19 protein-coding genes are annotated in these 21,186 nt (G+C 62.0%); 15 read left to right on the top strand and 4 right to left on the bottom strand.

Annotation, left to right across the window (positions count from 1 at the left end; all coding sequences use genetic code 11):
• Positions 1-275 precede the first annotated feature (275 nt).
• The 3 genes from E5K00_RS13000 (at position 276) to E5K00_RS12990 (ending at position 2,483) form a co-directional block, all read left to right on the top strand.
• A complete protein-coding gene (locus E5K00_RS13000) occupies positions 276-689 on the top strand; it encodes a hypothetical protein (protein WP_135463762.1) in 414 nt (137 codons plus the stop codon).
• A 46-nt stretch (positions 690-735) separates the two neighbouring features.
• Positions 736-1,344 carry a pentapeptide repeat-containing protein gene (locus tag E5K00_RS12995; protein WP_167856873.1) on the top strand — a complete coding sequence of 203 codons (609 nt, stop codon included), beginning with the start codon at positions 736-738 and terminating at the stop codon, positions 1,342-1,344.
• 74 nt (positions 1,345-1,418) lie between these two features.
• Complete coding sequence (locus tag E5K00_RS12990) at positions 1,419-2,483, top strand: NADH:flavin oxidoreductase/NADH oxidase (RefSeq protein ID WP_135463760.1); 1,065 nt, start codon at positions 1,419-1,421, stop codon at positions 2,481-2,483.
• A gap of 37 nt (positions 2,484-2,520) precedes the next feature.
• Here E5K00_RS12990 and E5K00_RS12985 read toward each other — a convergent pair whose 3' ends face one another.
• Positions 2,521-2,919: an NUDIX hydrolase gene (locus E5K00_RS12985; RefSeq protein WP_135463759.1), complete on the bottom strand. Its 399-nt coding sequence runs from the start codon at positions 2,917-2,919 to the stop codon at positions 2,521-2,523.
• A 109-nt stretch (positions 2,920-3,028) separates the two neighbouring features.
• On the opposite strand from E5K00_RS12985, the gene E5K00_RS12980 reads away from it, so the two are divergent.
• The 7 genes from E5K00_RS12980 to E5K00_RS12955 all read left to right on the top strand — a co-directional run bounded on the left by E5K00_RS12980 (position 3,029) and on the right by E5K00_RS12955 (position 10,919).
• Positions 3,029-5,152, top strand: coding sequence for a M13 family metallopeptidase (locus E5K00_RS12980; protein ID WP_135463758.1), 2,124 nt, complete (start codon positions 3,029-3,031; stop codon positions 5,150-5,152).
• 110 nt (positions 5,153-5,262) lie between these two features.
• Positions 5,263-7,395: a M13 family metallopeptidase gene (locus E5K00_RS12975; RefSeq protein ID WP_135463757.1), complete on the top strand. Its 2,133-nt coding sequence runs from the start codon at positions 5,263-5,265 to the stop codon at positions 7,393-7,395.
• 207 nt (positions 7,396-7,602) lie between these two features.
• A complete protein-coding gene (locus E5K00_RS12970) occupies positions 7,603-8,571 on the top strand; it encodes an alpha/beta fold hydrolase (RefSeq protein ID WP_167856872.1) in 969 nt (322 codons plus the stop codon).
• A gap of 39 nt (positions 8,572-8,610) precedes the next feature.
• On the top strand, positions 8,611-8,820 hold the full coding sequence (locus tag E5K00_RS12965; RefSeq protein ID WP_135463755.1) for a hypothetical protein: 210 nt from the start codon (positions 8,611-8,613) through the stop codon (positions 8,818-8,820).
• 24 nt (positions 8,821-8,844) lie between these two features.
• On the top strand, positions 8,845-9,024 hold the full coding sequence (locus E5K00_RS22840) for a hypothetical protein (RefSeq protein ID WP_167856871.1): 180 nt from the start codon (positions 8,845-8,847) through the stop codon (positions 9,022-9,024).
• Positions 9,025-9,241: 217 nt separating this feature from the next.
• Positions 9,242-9,607 carry a BlaI/MecI/CopY family transcriptional regulator gene (locus tag E5K00_RS12960; RefSeq protein ID WP_135463754.1) on the top strand — a complete coding sequence of 122 codons (366 nt, stop codon included), beginning with the start codon at positions 9,242-9,244 and terminating at the stop codon, positions 9,605-9,607.
• Position 9,608: 1 nt separating this feature from the next.
• Positions 9,609-10,919 carry a M48 family metalloprotease gene (locus E5K00_RS12955; RefSeq protein ID WP_135463753.1) on the top strand — a complete coding sequence of 437 codons (1,311 nt, stop codon included), beginning with the start codon at positions 9,609-9,611 and terminating at the stop codon, positions 10,917-10,919.
• Between the two features lie 149 nt (positions 10,920-11,068).
• Here E5K00_RS12955 and aspA read toward each other — a convergent pair whose 3' ends face one another.
• Positions 11,069-12,475, bottom strand: a complete 1,407-nt coding sequence (gene aspA / locus E5K00_RS12950) for an aspartate ammonia-lyase (protein ID WP_135463752.1) — start codon at positions 12,473-12,475, stop codon at positions 11,069-11,071.
• A 1,006-nt stretch (positions 12,476-13,481) separates the two neighbouring features.
• Between aspA and E5K00_RS12940 the strand changes: the two genes are divergently transcribed.
• Complete coding sequence (locus tag E5K00_RS12940) at positions 13,482-14,108, top strand: class I SAM-dependent methyltransferase (RefSeq protein WP_167856870.1); 627 nt, start codon at positions 13,482-13,484, stop codon at positions 14,106-14,108.
• 357 nt (positions 14,109-14,465) lie between these two features.
• On the opposite strand, the gene E5K00_RS12935 is transcribed toward E5K00_RS12940, so the two are convergent.
• Positions 14,466-15,314: a helix-turn-helix domain-containing protein gene (locus tag E5K00_RS12935; RefSeq protein ID WP_135463749.1), complete on the bottom strand. Its 849-nt coding sequence runs from the start codon at positions 15,312-15,314 to the stop codon at positions 14,466-14,468.
• Positions 15,315-15,450: 136 nt separating this feature from the next.
• Between E5K00_RS12935 and E5K00_RS12930 the strand changes: the two genes are divergently transcribed.
• Together E5K00_RS12930 and E5K00_RS12925 are read left to right on the top strand one after the other, a co-directional pair.
• Entirely contained in the window at positions 15,451-16,671 is a 1,221-nt protein-coding gene (locus E5K00_RS12930) for an MFS transporter (RefSeq protein WP_135463748.1), read from the top strand.
• A 42-nt stretch (positions 16,672-16,713) separates the two neighbouring features.
• A complete protein-coding gene (locus E5K00_RS12925) occupies positions 16,714-17,049 on the top strand; it encodes an ASCH/PUA domain-containing protein (RefSeq protein ID WP_135463747.1) in 336 nt (111 codons plus the stop codon).
• Between the two features lie 236 nt (positions 17,050-17,285).
• On the opposite strand, the gene E5K00_RS12920 is transcribed toward E5K00_RS12925, so the two are convergent.
• Complete coding sequence (locus tag E5K00_RS12920; protein WP_262710091.1) at positions 17,286-18,338, bottom strand: LacI family DNA-binding transcriptional regulator; 1,053 nt, start codon at positions 18,336-18,338, stop codon at positions 17,286-17,288.
• Positions 18,339-18,702: 364 nt separating this feature from the next.
• On the opposite strand from E5K00_RS12920, the gene E5K00_RS12915 reads away from it, so the two are divergent.
• Positions 18,703-19,209 (top strand): COG3415 family protein, encoded by a 507-nt coding sequence (locus tag E5K00_RS12915; RefSeq protein WP_135463746.1) that lies wholly within the window; start codon positions 18,703-18,705, stop codon positions 19,207-19,209.
• A 168-nt stretch (positions 19,210-19,377) separates the two neighbouring features.
• On the top strand, positions 19,378-20,949 hold the full coding sequence (gene treF, locus E5K00_RS12910; protein WP_135463745.1) for an alpha,alpha-trehalase TreF: 1,572 nt from the start codon (positions 19,378-19,380) through the stop codon (positions 20,947-20,949).
• Positions 20,950-21,186 lie beyond the last annotated feature (237 nt).

The raw sequence follows: 21,186 nt of genomic DNA, 5'->3' as shown, positions 1-21,186 counted from the left end.
TGCTCGGCCCTGCTTCGGGCGCGGGCAAACGGGTTTCCCCGCTTCTCGGAACGAAACCCCTCCGTGGCTAACCTCTCCCACAGCACTTTTCCATACGGCGCTCCGGCGTCAGCTCCGGGCAAGTAGTGGTTGTGGTGTTTTACGACGCAACCCACTTGTATACAGGCGCGAGGCTTTGCCTCGTGCCTGTTTTTGCATGGGCCGCCCGGTAATCTTTACGGATGGAGTATCAACTTTCTAAGCTGAGCCGTAGCTTTGCCAGCTTACCGCCCCGCATGAACCTGCCCGCTCCGCCCGATTTTCTGACCATCACCTACCGCCCCGATTTGCAGGTGCTGGTGGTGCGCTGGCAGCGGCTGATTTCAGTGGCCGAAATGCAGCAGGGCTACCTGGTGCTGCTCGAACACGCCGCCGCCCACGGCTGCCGCCGCTGGCTGCTCGACGGGCGCCGCCGCTTCAACACCGACCGGGAAGGCGCGCAGTGGATGGTGTCCACGTTTTTGCCCCAACTGCAGCCCCGCCTGGGCGGGCGCACCTACCTGGCTTACCTGCTGGCCCCCGTCACGCTGCGCGACCAGGATGCCGACGCGGCGTTTCCGCCGCCCGCCTATTTTCTCGACAAGCCTTTCCTGGGCGAACGGTTCGTGGAAGAAGGTGAGGCCACCCGCTGGCTGCTGCGCCAGCCGTAAGCAGCCCGGCCGTGTTGCCGTTTTCTTTTCCCGAACTCTGCCGTGTATGAAGCAACGCCGCCCCGCTGCCGCCCCGCGTAAGCCCACCGTTTTTGCCCCCGAAAACCGCTTCGAGCGGTGGGACGCCCGCACCCTGCTGGCCCATCCCGACCCGGAGTTTGAGCAGTGTCACTTCGTGGGCTGCGACTTTTCCGAGGCCAAGCTGGGCGCGTTGCGCTTCACCGACTGCCTGTTTGAGCGGTGCAACTTGTCGTCGGCCAGCCTGGCGGGCACGGGGCTGCAGAACGTGGCCTTCACCGACTGCAAGCTGGCGGGCCTGCAGTTCGCGGCCTGCCGCGACTTTCTGTTTGAGGTGCGGTTTACCGGCTGCCAGCTGCACTACACCTCGTTTTTTGGCAAAAAGCTGCGCGGCACCCGCTTCGTGAACTGCTCCCTGACCGACGCCGACTTCACCAGCGCCGACCTCACCGACGCGGCGTTTCAGGACTGCACCCTGCCCGGGGCCGTGTTCCGCAACACCCTGCTCACCGGCGCCGACTTCACTACCGCCTCGCAGTTCACCATCGACCCCGACGGCAACACCCTGACCAAGGCCCGGTTCTCGCTGCCCGGCCTGCTGGGACTGGTCAGCAAATACGGCGTAATCGTGGAGTAGCGCCGGGCGGCAAAACCCTGGCGGCCGGAATCGGGTTTAGGCTACTTCATTCAGCCTGCTTCTTTTTCCTGCTTATGTCCAGCCTGTTTTCGCCCTTTACCCTGCGCGGCGTCACGTTCAAGAATCGAATTACGGTGTCGCCGATGTGCATGTACAGCAGCACCGACGGCTTTGCCAACGACTGGCACCTAGTGCACCTGGGCAGCCGGGCCGTGGGCGGGGCCGGCCTGATTATCACCGAAGCCGCCGCCGTAGCGCCCGAGGGCCGCATCACCCCCGACGATTTGGGCATCTGGAAAGACGAGCACCTGCCCGAGCTGCGGCGCATCACGGCGTTTCTGCGCGCGCACGGGGCCGTGCCGGGCATTCAGCTGGCCCACGCCGGCCGCAAAGCCAGCACCTACACGTCCTGGAAAGGCAGCGGCGTGGTGCCCGAGGCCGAAGGCGGCTGGCCCACGGTGGCCCCCAGCGCCGTGCCCTTCCACGCCGGGCAGCCCGCCCCCATCGAGCTAAACCAAGAGGGCATCGACAAAGTCATTGCCGACTTCCGGGCCGCTACGGTGCGGGCCCTGGCCGCGGGCTTTCAGGTACTTGAGCTGCACGCGGCCCACGGCTACCTGCTCCACGAGTTCCTGTCGCCCCTGAGCAACGCCCGCACCGATGCCTACGGCGGCTCGTTTGAGAACCGCAGCCGGCTGCTGCTACAAGTCGTGGAAGCTACCCGCGCCGCGTGGCCCGCCGAGTACCCGCTGTTCGTGCGCCTCTCGGCCACCGACTGGACCGAAGGCGGCTGGACCGCCGCCGACTCGGTAGCACTGGCCATTATTCTGAAAGACAAGGGCGTGGACCTGATTGACTGCTCGACGGGCGGCAACGTGCCCGCGGCCACTATTCCGGTGGAGCCGGGCTACCAGGTGCCGTTTGCCGAGCAAATCCGCCGGGAAGCCGGCATCCCGACCGGGGCGGTGGGCATCATCACCCAGGCTGCCCAGGCCGAAGCCATTGTTGCCAGCGGCCAGGCCGATTTGGTGCTGCTGGCCCGCGAAATGCTGCGCGACCCCAACTTTCCGCTGCACGCGGCCAAAGAGCTGGGCGTGGACGTGGTCTGGCCCGACCAGTACGCGCGGGCCAAGCGCTAACCCCTTGCGGAAGCCGAGCGGCGGGCCGGCTGCTTTCTTATTGCAGTTGGCCCGCCGCGTGCAGCCGGTCAAAAATCAGCTGGTCGACGGGGGAAACCCGGGCGCGGTCGGCGTAGCGCAGCCAAACGACTTCCTCGATTTCGGCGGCCGGCTGTAGTGTGCCCTCGTAGCGGGCCGCGTAGCAGATCATTCGGACCAGAATGCCGGCGGCGTGGCCGTGGGCCTGGGCCTCGAACGTATCTATGTGCTGCAAGCTGCCGGCGTCCAGCGTCACGGTCAGCTCCTCCCGGATTTCGCGCAGCAGGGTCTGGGCGTCGGTTTCGCCCGGCTCCCGCTTGCCGCCGGGAAAGTAGTACCGGTCTTTGCCCCGGCTGCGGGTACTCAGCACCCGGCCTTCGTGCAGGTGCAGCCAGGCCACTTTGTCGATGATTTGCATAGGAATGAGGGCCTTTTCGGAAAGCCGGCGCCAAGATAGCACCGCCGAATGCAGCCTAACGGTCGGTAGTTAGTCTTTGCCCGTAGCTTTTACCTTGTTCTTTGTTCGCATGAGTAACCCGATTACCCTGCCCGCCAGCTTGGCCCTGGCCAGTCTGGTGCTGGCGGGCTGCGCCACCAGCCAGGCGCCGCAGCAAGCTGCCGCTACCCCCACAGCTCCGGCTCCGGCCCTGGCGGCTTCTGCCTCGTCCGCGCCCGTCGTGTCGGAGGGCCGCAGTATTAACCTGGCCGATATTGACCGGTCGGTGTCGCCCTGCGAAGATTTCTACCAGTTTTCGGGCGGCAACTGGCTGAAGAACAATCCACTGCCTTCCTACGCCACGCGCTGGGGCCCGCGCAGCCTGCTCAACGACCGGACCCAGCTGCTGCTGCGCCAGATTCTGGAGGAAGCCGCCGCCAACCGAGGCGCGGTCAAGGGCTCGAACCTGCAAAAGGTCGGCGACTTCTACGCCGCGGCCATGGACACCGCGGCCATTGAAAAGGCCGGCATTGCGCCCCTGAAGCCCGAGCTCAGCCGCATTGCCGCCATCAAGGATTTGAAAGGCCTGCAGGAGGAAATTGCCCGCCAGAAAATGCTGCAGACCGACGCCTTTTTCCGGGCGGGCGTGGACGTGGACGAGAAGAAGTCGACCCAGTACACAGTGAGCATGTACCAGGGCGGCCTGACGCTACCTGACCGGGACTACTATTTCAAGCAGGATGCCCGCACGGAAGGCATTCGGGCGGCTTACCGCACTTACCTGACCAACATGCTGGCCCTGCTGGGCGACGACCAGGCCACGGCCCGCAAAAACGCGGCGACCATCGAGCGGATTGAAACCCGCCTGGCCAAAGCCTCCCGCACCCGCGTGGAGCTGCGCGACCCGCAGGCCAACTACAACAAGCTGACGGTGGCTGAGTTGCAGAAGCGCTACCCCACCCTGAATCCGCAGCGGCTGCTGGCCGCCCTGCAGCTGGGGGCCGCCCAGGAAGTGGTTATCGGCCAGCCCGCGTTTTTCGACGAAGTGGACAAGGTGCTGAAAACCGAGCCCCTGGCCGACCTGAAAACCTACCTGCGCTGGCACATGGCCCGCTCGGTGTCGCAGACGCTGCCCGCGGCCTTCGTCAACGAAAACTTCCGCTACAACCAGGCGCTGACCGGGGCCAAGCAGCAGCTCACGCGCTGGAAGCGCACCCTGGCCGCCACCGACAACTACCTGGGCGAAGCCTTCGGTCAGCTGTACGTGGATAAGGCCTTTTCGCCGGCGGCCAAGCAGAAAGCCCTGGACATGGTGGCTAATATTAAGGAGTCGATGGCCGAGCACATTCAGACCAACACCTGGATGAGTGCGCCCACCAAGGCCGAAGCCCTGAAAAAGCTGAATGCGCTGCGGGTGAAAATCGGCTACCCCGACAAGTGGAAAGACTACTCGGCCCTGAACATCTCGCGCGAATCGTTTCTGCGCAACGTGCTGGCGGCCCGGGAGTGGGAATACCGGCAGGAAGTGAAGAAGTACGGCGGCCCCATCGACCGGAATGAGTGGGGCATGACGCCGCCCACGATTAATGCCTACTACAACCCGCCGATGAACGAAATCGTGTTTCCGGCCGGCTACCTCCAACCGCCGTTCTTCGACCCCGAAGCCGACGACGCGGTAAACTACGGCGCCATTGGCGGGGTGATGGGCCACGAAATGACCCACGGCTTCGACGACCAGGGCCGGCAGTACGACGCGGCCGGCAACCTGCGCGACTGGTGGACCACCGCCGACGGGGCCGAGTTTACCAAGCGCGCCGCCGTGGTGGGCCGCCAGTACGACGCCTTCTCGCCCCTCGACTCGGTGCACGTGAACGGCAAGCTGACGATGGGCGAAAACCTGGCCGACTTCGCCGGCCTCACCATCGTGTATGGGGCCTTGCAGAAGCAGCTGCAAAAGCAGTACGGCTCGAACCCGCGCCCGGTCATTGACGGGTTTACGCCCGAGCAGCGCTTTTTCCTGAGCTGGGCCCAGCTGCGGCGCTCCAACATCCGGCCCGAGGCCCTGCGCCAGCAAATCCTGACCGACCCGCACTCTCCCGACCAGTACCGCACCATCGGCCCCTTGATGAACATGCCCCAGTTCTACCAGGCCTTCGGCTGCCAGCCCGGCCAGAAGATGGTGCGCCCGGATGACGACCGGGCCAAAATCTGGTAAGAAGCCCGTCAGCAGCCCTCAAAAAGAACTTCCCGGCGCGGAACCAGTCCGTGCTGCCACGTGTCGGGAGGCGTATCCCGCTCTTTTCCGCTTTTCCATTCTTATCTGTAATGACCAATAAAACTCAGCTTCTGCTGGCCGTCAGCACCGCCGCGGGCCTCGCCCTGGCCGGCTGCGCCGCCAGCAGCACTACCACTACCGCCTCATCGACGACGGCCGCCGCACCGGCTACCGCCGCCACTACTACGCCCGCTCCTGCCACCCAGCCCGTGGTGAAGGGCGTCGGGCTGGACGTGGCCAACATCGACCCGTCGGTGTCGGCCTGCGACAATTTCTTCCAGTACGCCTCGGGCACTTGGCTGAAAAACAACCCGATTCCGGCCGCCGAGTCGCGCTGGAGCTCCTGGAACACGCTCATCAACCAGAACGAGGCCGTGATGCGCCAGATTCTGGAGGAAGCCGCCGCCAACCGCAGCGCCACCAAGGGCTCGAACCTGCAGAAAGTGGGCGACTTCTACGCCTCAGCCATGGACTCGATGGCCATTGAAAAGGCCGGCATTACGCCCCTGAAGCCCGAGCTGAGCCGCATTGCCGCCATCAAGGATCTGAAAGGCCTGCAAACCGCCCTGGCCCGCCAGCAGATGCTGCAAACCCGCTCGGTGCTGAGCGTGGGCGTAAACCAGGACCGCAAGAAAAGCACGGAATATGCCGTGTACCTGACCCAGGGCGGCCTCTCGATGCCCGACCGGGACTATTACCTCAAGGAAGATGCCCGCTCCAAGCAGGTGCGCGCGGCCTACCTGACCTACCTGACCAACACCTTCAAGCTGCTCGGCGACAACGAAGCCACGGCCAACCGGAACGCCAACACGGTGATGCGCCTGGAAACCCGGCTGGCCAAGGCCTCCAAGGACCGCGTAGCCCTGCGCGACCCGTACGCCAACTACAACAAGATGAGCGTGGCGGAAGCCAGCCAGCAGTTTCCTAACCTGGGCGTAACCAGCCTGTTGCAGCAGCTCGGGCTAGGCGCGGCCAAGGAAGTAATCGTGGGCCAGCCCGACTTCCTGAAGGAAGCCAGCACCGCCCTGAAAACCGAGCCGATGGCCGACTGGCAAACGTACCTGCGCTGGCACCTGGTCAACAACTCGGCCGCCGCGCTGCCCCAGGCTTTCGTGCAGGAGTCGTTCCGCTACACCCAGGCCCTGACCGGCGCCAAGCAGCAGCAGCCCCGCTGGAAGCGCGTGCTGCGCTCGACCGATGCCACGCTGGGCGAGGCCTTCGGCCAGCTCTACGTGGACAAGGCCTTCACGCCCGAAACCAAGCAGAAGGCCATGGAAATGGTGGCCAACATCAAGGCCTCGATGGCCGAGCACATCCAGCAGCTCGACTGGATGAGCGCCGCCACCAAGACCGAAGCCCTGAAAAAGCTGAACGCCTTTACCGTGAAAATCGGCTACCCCGACAAGTGGAAAGACTACTCGGCCCTGACCATCTCGCGCCAGTCGTACCTGCAAAACCTGCTGGCGGCCCACGAGTGGGAGTACAAGGACGACGCCAAGAAGTTCGGCAAGCCGATTGACCGCGGCGAATGGGGCATGACGCCGCCCACGGTGAATGCCTACTACAACTCGTCGCTGAACGAAATCGTGTTTCCGGCCGGCATTATGCAGCCGCCCTTCTTCGACCCCAAAGCCGACGACGCGGTAAACTACGGCGGTATGGGCGCCGTTATCGGCCACGAAATCACCCACGGCTTCGACGATAAAGGCCGGCAGTCGGACGCCGAGGGCAACCTGCGCGACTGGTGGACCAAGGAAGACGCCGACAACTTTACCCAGCGCGCCAACATGGTGGGTGCCCAGTACTCGGCCTTCTCGCCCCTCGACTCGGTATTCGTGAACGGCAAGCTCACGATGGGCGAAAACCTGGCCGACTTCGGCGGTCTGGCCCTGGCCTACTCGGCCCTGGAAAAGCAGCTGGAGAAAAAGTACGGCTCCAACCCGCGTCCCAACTACGACGGCTTCTCGCCCGAGCAGCGCTTCTTCCTGAGCTGGGCCCAGATCTGGCGCACCAACGCCCGGCCCGAATACCTGCGCCAGCAGGTGCTCACCGACCCACACTCCCCGGCCCAGTACCGCACCAACGGCCCCTTGATGAACATGCCCCAGTTCTACGAGGCCTTCGGCTGCCAGGAAAACGCCAAGATGGTACGCGCCGCCAACGAGCGGGCGAAGATCTGGTAAGCTTGGCTTTGCTTGGTAATGCTTGAAAAGGCGCTCTGCACAATGCAGAGCGCCTTTTTTGGTTTTGTTTGGGGTAGTAAAAAGAACGTTATGTCTCCCGCTGATCGACATGACGTTCTCTTACTTCAACAAGCCGCTCTTTTCAAATTTCCGAAACGAACTCCGTACCTATCTTCCGCCCGGTCTTCACCTTATTTCCCTCAGAATATGCCTGCTAAACGCTACCACACCATTTTCACCACCTGGCTTTGCGGCTTGCTATTGGCCTTTTGCGTGGCCCAAGGTGCTGTTGCCCAGCAAAAAACCCTGACCAACGGCACGCCGGCCATTACGACGACCGACGGCGTGAAGCTGTATACCAAAATAGCCGGCAAAGGCCTGCCCTGCGTGCTGGTGCACGGCGGCCCCGGCGCGGGCAGCTACGGCCTGGAAGCCCTGGCCGGCACCACGCTGGAGCAGAATTTCCAGATGATCTATCTGGATCAGCGCGGCAGTGGCCGCTCGGCGTCGGCCCCGGATAAAAACTACGTGATTGAGCGCCTGGTGCAGGATCTGGAGGACGTGCGCCAGCAGCTGCACCTGGAAAAATGGGTGGTGATGTCGCACTCGTTCGGCGGCATTATTGCCACGGCCTACGCCGCCAAATACCCGTCGCGCGTGCAAGGCTTGGTGCTGGTCAACAGCATTCTGAACCTACCGGCCTCGATGGAAAGTACCGCCACCAACGGCTACCAGTTGCTGCCCGCGGCCACGCGCCCCCCGATGGACCCCAGCGCCCCGTTACCCCAGCGCTTCGGCATGGTGATGAGTCTGCTGGGCCAGCAGGGCCTGATGAACCGGTTTATGTATGCCAACGACTCAACACCAGCCCGCCTGAACCGCGCCATGCGGGGCGTGCCCGCCAACCGGGATTTTGCCACCACGCTGTTCCAGGGGCCGGCCATTCAGGGCTACGTGCAGGATCTGACGCCCGCCACCGCCACGCTCACGGTGCCGGTGCTTGTGGTATCGGGCCAGGATGATTACATGGTTGGCCCCGACCACTACAAGGCCTTCCGCTTCCCCAACCAGCAGGTGGCCGTGGTGCCCGGCCGCCACTACGCCCTCATCGAAAGCCCCACGGAATTCAGTCGGGCGGTGGCGGCCTTCGTAAAGAAGCTGCCGCGCAAGTCGTAAGGCCTGCTCTGCCGCCCCTCGCCCACCGTACCGCCCTCCATGAGCCCCACAGTTGCTGCCGACCTACTGACTCTGAGCTACCACTCCGACCTGAATATTTTTGTGGGCCGCTGGGGCTACCAGCCCACTCTGGAGCAGTTGCCCGAAGCCTACGCCCTGCTGCGCCGGCAGACTGTGGCGCTTGGTAGCCGATTCTGGCTGCAGGATATTCGCCGCCGCGTGTTCAACGACCCGGCCACCACGCACTGACTGCTCACCGATTACTTTCCCGACGTGAGCCGCGCGCTGGGCGGGCGGCTTTGCGTGGTCTACCTCGTTGGTCCCGCCCTGATGCAAACCATCCTCAGCGGCCCCGATTTCCAGCCGTCCAGCGCCTACGACGACAAGCCATTTATAGTGGCTTTTTTCGGTGATGAGGGTGCCGCCATCGGCTGGCTACAGCTACAGCAATAAAAGGCACAACCATTTAATAAACAGCCAAACGCAAAACAGCCAGCCGCAGCAACGGCTGGCTGTTTTGCGTTTGGCACCCGTTGGCAGCCGCAAAACGCAGGCGACTCTCCCGGGCGAATCAATACGCCCACGTATCCTTTTTTAAAATATTTTCACCCGCACTATATCTTCAATTACGAAACTTTCGTAGAATTACGAAAACATCGTAAAAATCCAGATGGAGCGACTCACCCAACCCGAAGAAGAAGCTATGCAGGTGCTGTGGAAGCTGGACGGCGGCTTTACCAAAGACGTGCTGGAGTTGCTGCCCGAGCCCCGGCCGCCCTACACCACGCTGGCGTCTACCATTCGCAACCTGGAGCGCAAGGGCTACCTGCGGGCCGAAAAGCTCGGCAATTCCTTCCGCTACACGCCCCTGATACCGGCCGCCGACTACCGACAGCGGTTCATGTCGGCCTTCGTGGGCGACTATTTCCGCAACTCCTATAAAGAGCTGGTGACGTTTTTTGCCCAGGAGCAGAAAATCAGCGCGGCGGAATTGCAGGATATCATTGCCCTAATCGAAAAGGGCAAAGCCGAGTAAGATGCCGGCGCTGTTTGTATATCTGCTGCAGGCCAATGCGGCGCTGCTGCTGTTTGTGCTGGCCTATTACGCCCTGTTGCGGCCCCTCACGTTTTATCGGCTCAACCGCTTTTTTCTGCTGGTCGCGCTGCTGCTGGCCGCCGTTTGCCCGCTGATTGAGGTGGCCGGGCTGGGCTTCGCGGCGCAGTATCTGCCGCCGCTGCCTGCGGCCGCCGTGGCTACCTGGCACAGCGTGGTGCCGCCCGCGCCACTCGCCGCCGCTGCCACTTCCGCCTGTTGGCAGTGGCTGACTATCGGCTACTGGATGGGTGCGGCGGGGCTGCTGGGCCGGCTGGGACTGCAGCTGCTGGCGTTGCGGCGGCTGCACCGCCGCAGCCGGCCGGCCGTGGTGGCCGGGCTGGCGGTGCGCCAGACGACGGCGCCGGGTAGTGCTTTTTCCTTCTGGCAAACCATCTACCTCAACCCCGTCCACTACCCGCCCGCCGACCTGCCGACGGTAGTGCGCCACGAGCAAGTACATGTGCAGCAATGGCATACGCTCGATACGCTGCTGGGTCAGCTGGCCGTAGCGGGTGCGTGGCTCAACCCCGGCGCGTGGCTGCTGCGCCGGGCCATCCAGGAAAACCTGGAGTTTCTCACCGACCAATACCTGCTCCAAACCGGCTTCGACAGCCGGGAATATCAATATAGTCTGCTGCGGGCCAGTGCACTGGCTTCGGGGCACAGGCTGGGCAACCATTTCCATTTTCTCACCCTCAAAACCCGCATTCTGATGATGAACAAGCAACAATCGTCGCGGCTGCACCTGGCCAGGTACGCGCTGCTGGCCCCGCTGGCCCTGGGCCTGAGCCTGGCTTTTGCCGGCCCCAAAACCGCGCTTGCGCCGCCCCCGGCGGCCCTTGCGCAGGCGGCTTTGCCCACCGAGGCCGTGTATTACATTGATGGCAAGCCCGCTACCAAGGCCGCCGTCGAGCAGCTCGACCCCAACAGCATTGCCGGCATGAATGCGCTGAAAGGCGAAAACGTGGGCAAGGTGCTGGGCAACACCAAGGCGACGGAAGCCATTCTGATTATCACCAAAAACCACGAAAACGCCACCGAAGTGGTGGCCCTCAACCGCAAGCTCAACGCCTTAGTAGACCCCGCCGGCAAGCTGCTGCTCGTGGGCGACAAGGAAGTGAGCCTGGCTGAATTCCGGCCCTTGCTGGCCGCCGAAACCCGGCAGGTAACGGCGCTGAGTGCCCAGGATGCTCGCCAGCGGTTCGGCGAGCGGGGCCGGAACGGAGCCGTCCTTATTGCCGCCAAACCCTAGCGGCCCGCCGTCTGGCAGGAGAGGGCCGGACGGCGGATTAGTATAGCTTACGGGCTTATTTTCAGAAGCATACTGATTCTATTATAACACAATGGGCAGCCCGTTTCGCACGGGCTGCCCATTGGCACGTTGAAACTGAAGCCGCTGAGCTATTGGATAAACTGCGGCCGGATCAGGTTTTCGTAGGTGAAGATTTCATCCCACTTGGCCTGCGTGAGCAAGCCCCGCTCGGTCACGGCCACGTCGTGCACCGATTTACCGGTGCGCAGGGCTTCCTTGGCAATTTCGGCGCTGGTTTCGTAGCCCAGCACCGGGTTTAGCTGCGTTACGATGCCAATGCTGTTGCGCACCAGGTTTTCGGCGTGCTGGGCGTTGGCCGTAATGCCCAGTACGCACTTCTCGCGCAGGGTATGGCAGGCCCGGGTCATGTAGGAAATGGAGGTGAAGAGCGCGAAGGAAATAACCGGTTCCATCACGTTGAGCTGCAACTGACCCGCTTCGGCGGCCATCGTCACCGTCAGGTCGGCCCCGATGACGTAGAACGCCGTCTGGTTGACGACCTCGGGCACCACCGGGTTGACCTTGCCCGGCATGATGCTGGAGCCCGGCTGCAGCGGCGGCAGATTAATTTCGTTGATGCCGGTGCGCGGGCCGGAGGAAAGCAGGCGCAGGTCGTTGCAGATCTTGGACAGCTTCACGGCCGTGCGCTTCAGCACCCCCGAGAGCTGCACGTAGGCGCCCGTGTCGTAGGTGGCCTCAATCAGGTCGCCGGCCAGGACCAGCTCCAGGCCGGTGATGTCGCGCAGGTGCCGCGTAACCAGCTCGGCGTAGCCTTCCGGGGCGTTTACCCGCGTGCCAATGGCCGTTGCACCCATGTTGATTTCACTGATCAGGCGGCGCGAGTCCTCGATGCGCAGCAGTTCTTCGCGCAGGTTGGTGGCAAAGGCCCGGAACTCGTCGCCCATGCTCATCGGCACGGCATCCTGCAGCTGGGTGCGGCCCATCTTGAGCACGTTGCGGAACTCCTCCCCTTTCTGGGCAAAGGCGTCGGCTAGCTTCCCCAACGTCTGCGCGTAGCCCACCAGCTTGTTGCTCAAGGCAATACGAAAGGCCGTGGGATAGGCGTCATTCGTCGACTGCGAGCAGTTGACGTGGTTGTTGGGGTGGCAAAACTCGTACTGGCCCTTCTGGTGGCCCATCAGCTCCAGGGCTACGTTGGCAATAACCTCGTTGGCGTTCATGTTCACCGACGTGCCGGCCCCGCCCTGAATCATGTCGGTCGTGAACTGGTCGTCGAACTCACCCCGGGCCACTTTGTCGCAGGCGGCGGCAATGTGGTTGGCAATAGCCGGGTCGAGCACGCCCAAGTCGCGGTTGGCTAGGGCAGCGGCCTTTTTCACGTAGGCCAGCGCCTGCACGAACAGCGGCTCGGTGCGCAGCGGAATGCCCGTGATGTCGAAGTTCTCCAGCGCCCGCAGCGTCTGAATACCATAGTACAGCTCATTGGGAATCGACCGTTCGCCAAGGAAGTCGTGCTCAAGCCGGAAGTCTGTCATAAAAGGCCAATCAAAGGTGGAATCCTTCTACGCAAACAGAGGAGCTAAGATCAGTTGGTAAACTAGGCCCCTGGATGCGCCAAAAGACGAACGTAAACGCCGACAAAGCTACTGTGCCTTTTCCATTCGGGGGTGCACGCGCGCTAGGGTGCGCCCCAAACCGGCGCCTGCAATGCCCGACTTATTCAACTAAAGAAAACTATTTTGTCCATCCGATTTTTGGCAAGCGCCACAAGTTGCTATCTTTCAACCAGCAGCACCAAGGATCCGACTTCCTGAAGAGCTTCGGCATACTATCCCGTGCTTTTAGCACCCCAGCCGAAACTTCAGAAAATTACCCGGTTAGGGTGCTACAGCGACACCATTGCCCATGCCATTCGCGCAATTATAAAGCCGTGCGAACGGGCTGCCAGCAACCGTGGGGCCGCGTTTATATTAGCTTATTGCCCCTTTTTCAGGGTTCTATAGTCGTAAATCATCCTTTATGAAATCGATGCTTGCTGGCAGGGAGTTCTCTGCCGATGATATAAGTAGGGCGAGGGCCGGGCCTGTCGGCCTGTTCCCGGCCTGTGAGGTGGCACGGGCTAGCTGTTCGGTTCTGATAGCAGAAAAAGCGCCCATCCGTACGCGCCCTCTAGCGGGTACCCGGCCGCTCATAGAATATCCGGCCGGGAAAGTCCGGGAGCAATTCCGGGCCCACGGCTTTCGACCGCCACGGGAACGGCAAATAACCACTCACCACTCACTGCGGCCCGAATTCCTGGCCTGTAAAACCAGCCCCAACTGGTTTTTTAGGGCGGCCCTGATGCCCGAGGACCAACCGCAACGTCAGGCGACGACAAGCGCCCTGGCACGGTCGGTAGCTCCTGTTGCGGCAGACTAACCAGGCATTGGCCCTGTTTACCGATTACCCCAGTGGCTTTCGGCCACGATACCAGCTACTGGGCAGCGGCCTGGCGGCAAGACCTTATCCGAACTAAACACTATAAAACGATGCATTATGACTATGTTGGTCACTACCAAAACCATCCCTCAGGTACAGTCGATACCCAAGCCCGGAGGCAGTCTGCTGGCCCCGCCCCACACAACCCTTCTGACCGCATTGCAGCTGTTCGAAGCGGAGGCGGCTGCGCCCAGGTCAGCACTGGACCTGGGCTGCGGCTCCGGTGCTGACACGCTGGAGCTGCTGAACCGTCATTGGCACGTGGTAGCCGTTGACTCGGCCCCCGAAGCGCTGGCTACGGTGCTCACACAAGCGCCCGTGCGCTGCATGGCCCGGCTCACAACTAAGCTGACTGCTTTTGAGGACTTACAGGCTTCGCAGCTTCCCCCATTTGACCTGGTGAACGCCAGCTTCAGTTTGCCCTATTGCGCCGCCGCTCACTTCGGGCAGCTCTGGACCGAGGTGCGACAAATGATTCGGCGCAACGGCCGGTTCTGTGGTCACTTTTTGGGCCTGAGCGACGACGCGAACAAAGCATCAGGCATGTCGCTCCATTCTCTGCCCGACGTGTTTGCCTTATTCGCCGGCTTCGAGGTAGAGATGCTCAACGGGGTCGAAACCGATAAGGCCCAATCCGATGGCAGCGTGAAGCACAGCCACGTTATTTCCGTTGTTGCCCGTAAGAAGTAAGCAGGGGCAACAACCCGGAAAAGTTTTTCCGAGGCAAAACAGGCCCCGTCATGGCCCACCGCCCGGGCACCGTGCCGCAAGCCGACCAAGCGCTGGTGCGGGCCGCGGGCACGATGAGCTGATGGGCGGAATACCCGGGCAAAATCATTACCTGGATTATCGTCACGACCTTGTCGCCGCCGCTGACCATCGTCACGCAGGTCAGCGATAAGGATGCGGTGCTGTTTGAGGAAACTACGCGCCCCCGACAACCAGAAACGGCTGCTGGAGCTGGAAGCTCGCAAGGACCAGACGTTTTCGCGCAAGCCGGAGTAGCAGATCAGTCCGCTGCTCCCGCTTGCGCGGCCTGTTCCTAGCTTAGCCCGCTTTCTGCTCCCGGTAGGCCGAGGGCGTCAGGCCCGTAACGCGGCGGAACGTGCGGTTGAAGTGCGACAGGTTGTTGAAGCCGCTGGCGTAGCTGACCTCCGTAATGGGCATGTCTTCCAGCAGCAGCAGCTGGGCGTGGCTGATGCGGTATTCCTGCAGGAAGTTGGTGAGCGTCTGGCTGGTCATCTTCTTGAAGTAGCGGCAGAAGGCCGGCACCGACAGGTGAGCCACGTCGGCCAGCTCCTGCACGCCGATAGGCTCGGCGAAGTGCTCCTGAATGTACTGGTAGATGCGCCCCAGCCGTTTCTGCTCTTTCACCTGGGCCCCGGAGCCGCCCATTTCCGCGTGCAGCTCCGTCACGTCGGGGGCCTCGGCCAGCTGGTAGAGCAGCTGCAGCAGCGTGAGCAGGCGGCGCGAGGCCGGCTGGCCCAGCATCTGGCGCAGGGCCTCGCCCACTATTTCCCGGGTTTCGGGTCCGAAGGAAAGGCCCTGCGCCGAGCGCACGAACAGGTGCTGCACGGCCGCCAGCTCGGGCCGCTTCAGAAAAGCGTCGCCCAGAAAGTCGGCCCGCAGCTGCAGCACGATCTGCTCGAACGGTCCTTTCTGCTCGTGGCTGAAGCTCAGGTGCGGCAGGTTGGGCCCCATAAACAGCAGCTCGCCGCCTTCGTAGCGCGACACATGCTGCCCGATGTGCCGCCGCCCGCTGCCCTGCGGAATGTAGAGCAGCTCGTATTCGGGGTGGTAGTGCCAGAGAATACCGCCTTCCTGGGCTTCGGTGTAGTGCAGCAGCGTAAACGAGCTGCCGGCGGAGGGCTGAATGGGTTCAAACTCTAACTTCATACTTGGTTAACATGCCAGCAAAGCCAACGGGCCTATTATCCCGCTAATTTAGGCAATAGAGTATTATAAGTGGCTAACCGGTGAGTAGCAGGTGCTGGGCGTATGGCCTACCTTTGTCATCGTAATCTGAGAAGTTATGCCCCGACTGCTGCTGACTCACCGCCCCGAGGTGCCGGTTTCCCTGAACCGTGCCCGCTGGGCGGTAACGCTGATTTTCTTTCTGCACGGATTGCTGTTTGCCAACTGGGCCGCCCGCCTGCCCGAACTGGAGCTCCGCTACGGTATCGAGCACCGGGAGCTGGGCCAGGTGTTGTTTTGTAATGCCGTGGGTGCCTGGTGCGCCATGCCGCTGGCCGGCTGGCTGCTGACCCGGCTCGGCAGCCGCCGCCTCACCACCATCGGCGCGCTGCTGTTTTGCGCGTTCATTCCGGGGCTGGGGCTGCTGCACAGCGTCGGCCAGCTGATGGGGCTTTTTCTGGCCCTGGGCGCGGCCACTGGCCTGCTCGACGTGGCCATGAACTCCCAGGCTATTCTGGTGGAAAAGCAGCGGCAGCGCCCGGTTATGTCGTCGTTTCACGCCGCTTTTAGCCTGGGCGGCATGCTGGGAGCCGCCGCCGGGGCCCTGGCCGCCCGTTTCAGCATTGCCTACGCGGTGCACCTGCTGAGCTTCTCCGCCGTGGCCATTGCCTTGGTGGTAGCCGCCGCGGCAGCCCTGCTGCCCGAGGCCGCTCCAGAAACGGAGGCCGACAGCCCGCCGGCGCGCTCCGGTTTTCAGTGGCCGAGCCGCGTGGTGCTGGCCCTGGGGGTGGTGGCGTTCTGCTGTATGCTCGGCGAAGGCGCCATGGCCGACTGGAGCACTATCTACCTGGTGCAGGACACCCATGCCAGCCCGGCCCTGGCGCCGCTGGGTTACGCTGCTTTTTCCTTTACGATGGCTCTGGGCCGCATCTGCGGCGACTGGCTCGGCGTGCAGGTCGGGCAACAACGGTTGGTGGTCGTGGGGGGCTTGCTGGCACTGGCGGGGCTGCTGGGCTTGCTGCTGGTGCCGCTGACGGCGGTAGGCATCGGGGGCCTGTTTCTCATTGGCCTGGGCTTGTCAACCGTCATTCCGACCGTGTTCAGCGCTACCGGTCAGCAGCACAACATGGCCCCGGGCCTCGCCCTGAGTATGGTGTCGACTATTGGCTACGGCGGTTTTCTGCTGGGTCCGCCGCTTATCGGCTGGCTGGCCGACCTGCTCACGCTCCGGCTGGCGCTGGGAGTGGTAGCGGGCCTTTTCGTGGTGATGGTAGCCTTGGCCCTGGCCCTGCCGCTGGTAGCTCCCCACCGGAAGCTGGCCGGCCTTGGCAGTCACTAGGCCCGGGCTCGGGGCCAGCCTGTACTTTAACTCCTACGCCTCATGAAAACGAATAACTCTCTCACCGATTTTTCTGCGGCCGCTTCCGCCCGCCGCACCCACGAGCTGAAGATCTGGCCCGCCTGCTTTGCCGCCGTCGAGTCGGGGGCCAAGCCCTTCGACGTGCGCGAAAACGACCGGGACTTCCAGGTGGGCGACGTGCTGCTGCTGCGCGAGTACGAGCCCGGCGCCGAGCAATACAGTGGCCGCACCGTGCTGCGGGCCATCAGCTACGTGCTGCTCGGCGGCTCTTTCGGCCTCGAAGCGGGGTGGTGCGTCGTCGGCTTCGGCTCCTTGCCTCCCCTACCGCCGGGCATCAACGACACGCGCCTGTGGTAGCGCCCTGGCGCCCGGTATACCAGTGGCCCTTGCGCGGGTTCCCAATCTTTCACTTCACCCGTCTCATATGTATCTCCCTTTTGTTTGGCAGCTGTCTGCCTCCGAGAGCCAACGCGCCCTACGCCAGCTACGGCGGTGGTGGCGACACCCCCTGCCCACCCTTCGCGCAACCAAAAAAGCCTGGTCCTCTTACTAGACCAGGCTTTTTCAATTCTTGCAGGCAAGTACGGCGGATGCTAGCTGGCCATCTGGTTGGGCAGTAGTACGCCACTGCGCTGCGACGACTCCCGAATCAGGAGCTTGGGTTGCAGCACCACTTGGCGCGGCGCCACCTTACTTACGCCCTCGTGAATCATTTCCAGCAGCAGCTGCACGGCCGTACGGCCCATTTCCTCGCAGCGCTGGTCAACGGAGGTCAGCATGGGCTCGGTCAGGGAATCAAACAGCTCGTTGCTGAAGCCGGCCAACGCCACGTCCTGCGGAATGCGCAGCCCCCGGCGCTTCACGATTTGCATGGCGCCCACCAGGGCCAGGTCGTTGCAGGAAAATACCGCGTCTACCTGCGGTGCCTGGCTTAGCAGGAGCTCCATGCCCTGCCGCCCGTCCTGCATCGACAGGTCGCTGAAGTGCACCAGGTTGTCATCCACCGGAATATTGTAGTGGCGCAACGCATCGGCGTAGCCCTGGTAGCGGTTGCGGCAGATATTCAGGTGCTGCGGCCCCCCCAGGTGGGCAATGTGCCGGCAACCCTGCTCGATAAGGTGACAGACCGCCTCGTAGCCTCCCAGATAGTCATCCAGCACTACGGCGCTTACGTCAGTGCTTTCCAGGGCGCGGTCAAAGAATACCAGCGGAATATCCCGCCGCCGCACGTCTTCCAGGTAGCGGTAGTCGTGCGTCGACAACGACAACGACAGCAAAATGCCATCGACCTGCGCGTTGACCAGGGTTTCCACGTTTTTCTGCTCCTGGGCCGCATCCTCATTCGACTGGCAGATCATCACGTTGAAGCCCGCCTGGTTGGCAATGGTTTCGATGCCCTTAACCACCAGGGCGAAAAACTGCCCGTCGATGTGCGGTACCACCACGCCCAACGTGTTGCTGCGCCCCTTGCGTAGGGCGGCCGCCAGTTGGTTGGGCTGGTAGTTGAGCGCCCGGGCCAGCTCCCAGACCCGCTTTTTGGTAGCGTCGCTGATGCGGCTATGGTCACTCAGGGCCCGTGAAACGGTCGAGACAGACAAGTTTAACTGAGCTGCTAAATCTGATATGGAGGCGCGATGAGTAGACACAGAGCAAAGGGTAATAGCTGGCAAGTTCGCACAAATCAGCTAACTGGCCGGCCGCAAAGGTAAAAGGAGCACGTGTAAGAACCGCCGGGGCCAAGGAGTAGTTCAGCCTTGCGGCCGGCGCTATCCTGCTCACCGGTCCAAATTCAGTAGCCAGCCCTGATTTTTATGCCGAAGCAAGATGAATAGATGTACACAATTGCGCAAACGTTTGCACAATTGTTTTTCACTTCCTACATTCGGCACGTCAAAATAGTCTTTGAGGCATCCCGCGTTTTCGGGCTTTGGGCTTACCGCATTTCGAAGCCCCATCGTCGAAGCACAGGATACTTCTTCTCACTGCCAGCCGCATTCGTCAGCATCCGTTATGGGTCGTCATCGTCATTCCCTGAGCCTGTCCCGCAAGCAACAGGCTTACCTCGCCGATTTTATCAACTCTGACATTCTCTCCAAGCAGCAGCGCAACCGCGCGCAGGTTCTCCAGCACTGGATAGCCGACCTGACGGTGCAGGAGTCCGGCGACTTGCTGGGCCTCAGCATCGACCGGGTGTACAGTATGCGGCGGGCATTTTCCCAGCAGGGTTTCAAGGATTACCTGCACGCGGTGCCCCGTTGCGGGGCGCCCAACAAGCTCACGCCAAAACTCGAAACCCTGCTCCGCCGCCTCACCCAGCAGGCTGCCGCCAAAGGCAAGCGTCTCACGCTGGCATTCCTGGCCAAGCGCGTCGTGGAGCTAGGCTATGCCGACCGGATCTGCACCGTAACCGTGCAGCGCGCCCTCAAGCAGCTGCAAACCGCCGGTCTGGCCTCAGTCGATCAGTCGGCTTATGCGCTGGTTCAAAGCTCGCCACTGCCGGAAGAGCAGGCCGCCTAGCGCCCATTCACGCTATTACTGTAAGCCAGCCCTGGAGTTTGTCCCCGGGGCTGGCTTTTTTATTGGCTTCCTTGGCCGACTGGGCAGGCGGGCCCAGAGCGGCGGCGGTAACTACCATGCGGGGTGCAGTTGCGTATTGCTGATACCCGCCGTCTTTTACTTTCTGCTATGCGTACCCTACTGCTCCCGGCCATCTGTATCGTTTTCCTGATTGCCCCGGCCGCCGCCCAGCCCGCCACACCGCGTCAGCTATTCCCGGGCTTGTTCGAGGCAGTGCAGTTAGGGCATGTGTTCCCCGACAACAAGACCTTCGTCGATGCGGTGCCGCTGCAAGCGCCGGCCGCCATTCTGGCCGCCTGGCAGCAGCAAAAGCAGCAACCGGGCTTCGAGCTGGCGGCCTTCATCAACGCCCATTTTCAGCTCCCCACCGACAATCCGGTCGTCTACCGGAGCCAAGTAGCCCAAGGCCTGCGCCACCACCTCGATACGCTCTGGACCGTGCTGCGGCGGCCGGCCACCCCGCACGTAGCGGCCTACTCCTCGCTGCTACCTTTGCCCAAGCCTTACCTAGTACCAGGCGGCCGGTTTCGGGAAATCTACTACTGGGATTCTTATTTCACCATGCTGGGTTTGCGCGAAGCTCATCGGCTGGATATGCTGCGTAGCATGACCGATAATTTCGCCTACCTGATCAGGCAATACGGCTTTATTCCAAATGGTAACCGTACCTATTACCTGACCCGCTCACAGCCACCCTTCTTTTCGCTGATGGTAGAGCTACTGGCTCATGAGCAGGGCGACAGTGTACTTACCCGTTATCAACCCCAGCTCCTACAGGAATATGCTTACTGGATGGCCGGGGCCGATTCTCTGCGACCTAATCAGGCCACTAAGCGTGTGGTTCGCCTCCGTGGCGGCGAGCTGCTCAACCGGTATTGGGACAGCAGCAGTGAGCCTCGGGAAGAGTCGTATGCGGAAGATGTAGCCGTCGCCCAAACCAGCAACCGCCCGTCGGCGGAGTTATACCGCGACCTACGCGCCGCCGCCGCTTCCGGCTGGGACTTCAGTACCCGCTGGTTTAGCCCCGCTGGCACGCTCTCCAGCATCCGCACCACCGCAATTATTCCCGTTGATTTAAACTGCCTTTTATTAGCCCTGGAACAGACCATAGCACGCAGCTTCGCGCAACAGCCTAGCGCGGCACGGGTGTGGCAGCAACGAGCTAAGCAGCGTCACCGCGCAATTCAGCGCTATTGCTGGAATAAGCAGCAAGCATGGTTCACAGATTATAATTGGCAGCAACAGCAGCCAGCAGCGGTCCGCACCCTTGCCGGAGTTTTCCCATTGTCATTCCATGTTGCTACCCCCGACCAGGCTAAGTCTGTGGCTCAAGGTTTACAGAGTGACTTTCTACGGGATGGTGGCCTATTGACGACCCAAAATAAAAGTGGTCAGCAATGGGACGCTCCCAATGCGTGGGCACCATTGCAATACATGGCCATTCAAGGACTGCGAAACTACCACGAAACCACCCTTGCCGACACAGTAGTCCAACGCTGGGTTCGACTCAATACGCGGGTATTTCAGCAAACCGGAAAGCTTCTGGAAAAATATAATGTGATAAACACCTCACTACCTGCTGGAGGGGGCGAATATCCCTTACAGGATGGTTTCGGCTGGACAAATGGAGTCTTACTAAACTTACTGAATAACCAACCTTCAGGTAATAACAAAAAGTAAGAGCGGATATAATAACCTTTACGCTACTACAGTATTTAATCTACTTTGGGCCAAAACGCCGGTATGAGGCACCATGCCGGATCCGGGTGGCCGGGTAGGTGGGGTGGGGGCATAAAACGCGACTGCCCCCCGCAGCACGAAGTCGCGGGGGGCAGAGCTTGAAAAGGTTGGCGGCGACCGACTCTCCCGCCGGTGAAGGCAGTACCATAGGCGCTACGGGGCTTAACTGCTCTGTTC

Source organism: Hymenobacter aquaticus, from assembly GCF_004765605.1.
In the GTDB taxonomy this organism is placed as follows: domain Bacteria; phylum Bacteroidota; class Bacteroidia; order Cytophagales; family Hymenobacteraceae; genus Hymenobacter; species Hymenobacter aquaticus.
This window is presented reverse-complemented; position numbering and strand designations above follow the sequence as displayed.

Coding starts and splice junctions, on each gene's coding strand:
- E5K00_RS13000 (WP_135463762.1), top strand. CDS start 276: ATGAACCTGCCCGCTCCGCCCGATTTTCTGACCATCACCTACCGCCCC.
- E5K00_RS12995 (WP_167856873.1), top strand. CDS start 736: ATGAAGCAACGCCGCCCCGCTGCCGCCCCGCGTAAGCCCACCGTTTTT.
- E5K00_RS12990 (WP_135463760.1), top strand. CDS start 1,419: ATGTCCAGCCTGTTTTCGCCCTTTACCCTGCGCGGCGTCACGTTCAAG.
- E5K00_RS12985 (WP_135463759.1), bottom strand. CDS start 2,919: ATGCAAATCATCGACAAAGTGGCCTGGCTGCACCTGCACGAAGGCCGG.
- E5K00_RS12980 (WP_135463758.1), top strand. CDS start 3,029: ATGAGTAACCCGATTACCCTGCCCGCCAGCTTGGCCCTGGCCAGTCTG.
- E5K00_RS12975 (WP_135463757.1), top strand. CDS start 5,263: ATGACCAATAAAACTCAGCTTCTGCTGGCCGTCAGCACCGCCGCGGGC.
- E5K00_RS12970 (WP_167856872.1), top strand. CDS start 7,603: ATGCCTGCTAAACGCTACCACACCATTTTCACCACCTGGCTTTGCGGC.
- E5K00_RS12965 (WP_135463755.1), top strand. CDS start 8,611: ATGAGCCCCACAGTTGCTGCCGACCTACTGACTCTGAGCTACCACTCC.
- E5K00_RS12960 (WP_135463754.1), top strand. CDS start 9,242: ATGGAGCGACTCACCCAACCCGAAGAAGAAGCTATGCAGGTGCTGTGG.
- E5K00_RS12955 (WP_135463753.1), top strand. CDS start 9,609: ATGCCGGCGCTGTTTGTATATCTGCTGCAGGCCAATGCGGCGCTGCTG.
- aspA (WP_135463752.1), bottom strand. CDS start 12,475: ATGACAGACTTCCGGCTTGAGCACGACTTCCTTGGCGAACGGTCGATT.
- E5K00_RS12940 (WP_167856870.1), top strand. CDS start 13,482: ATGTTGGTCACTACCAAAACCATCCCTCAGGTACAGTCGATACCCAAG.
- E5K00_RS12935 (WP_135463749.1), bottom strand. CDS start 15,314: ATGAAGTTAGAGTTTGAACCCATTCAGCCCTCCGCCGGCAGCTCGTTT.
- E5K00_RS12930 (WP_135463748.1), top strand. CDS start 15,451: ATGCCCCGACTGCTGCTGACTCACCGCCCCGAGGTGCCGGTTTCCCTG.
- E5K00_RS12925 (WP_135463747.1), top strand. CDS start 16,714: ATGAAAACGAATAACTCTCTCACCGATTTTTCTGCGGCCGCTTCCGCC.
- E5K00_RS12915 (WP_135463746.1), top strand. CDS start 18,703: ATGGGTCGTCATCGTCATTCCCTGAGCCTGTCCCGCAAGCAACAGGCT.
- treF (WP_135463745.1), top strand. CDS start 19,378: ATGCGTACCCTACTGCTCCCGGCCATCTGTATCGTTTTCCTGATTGCC.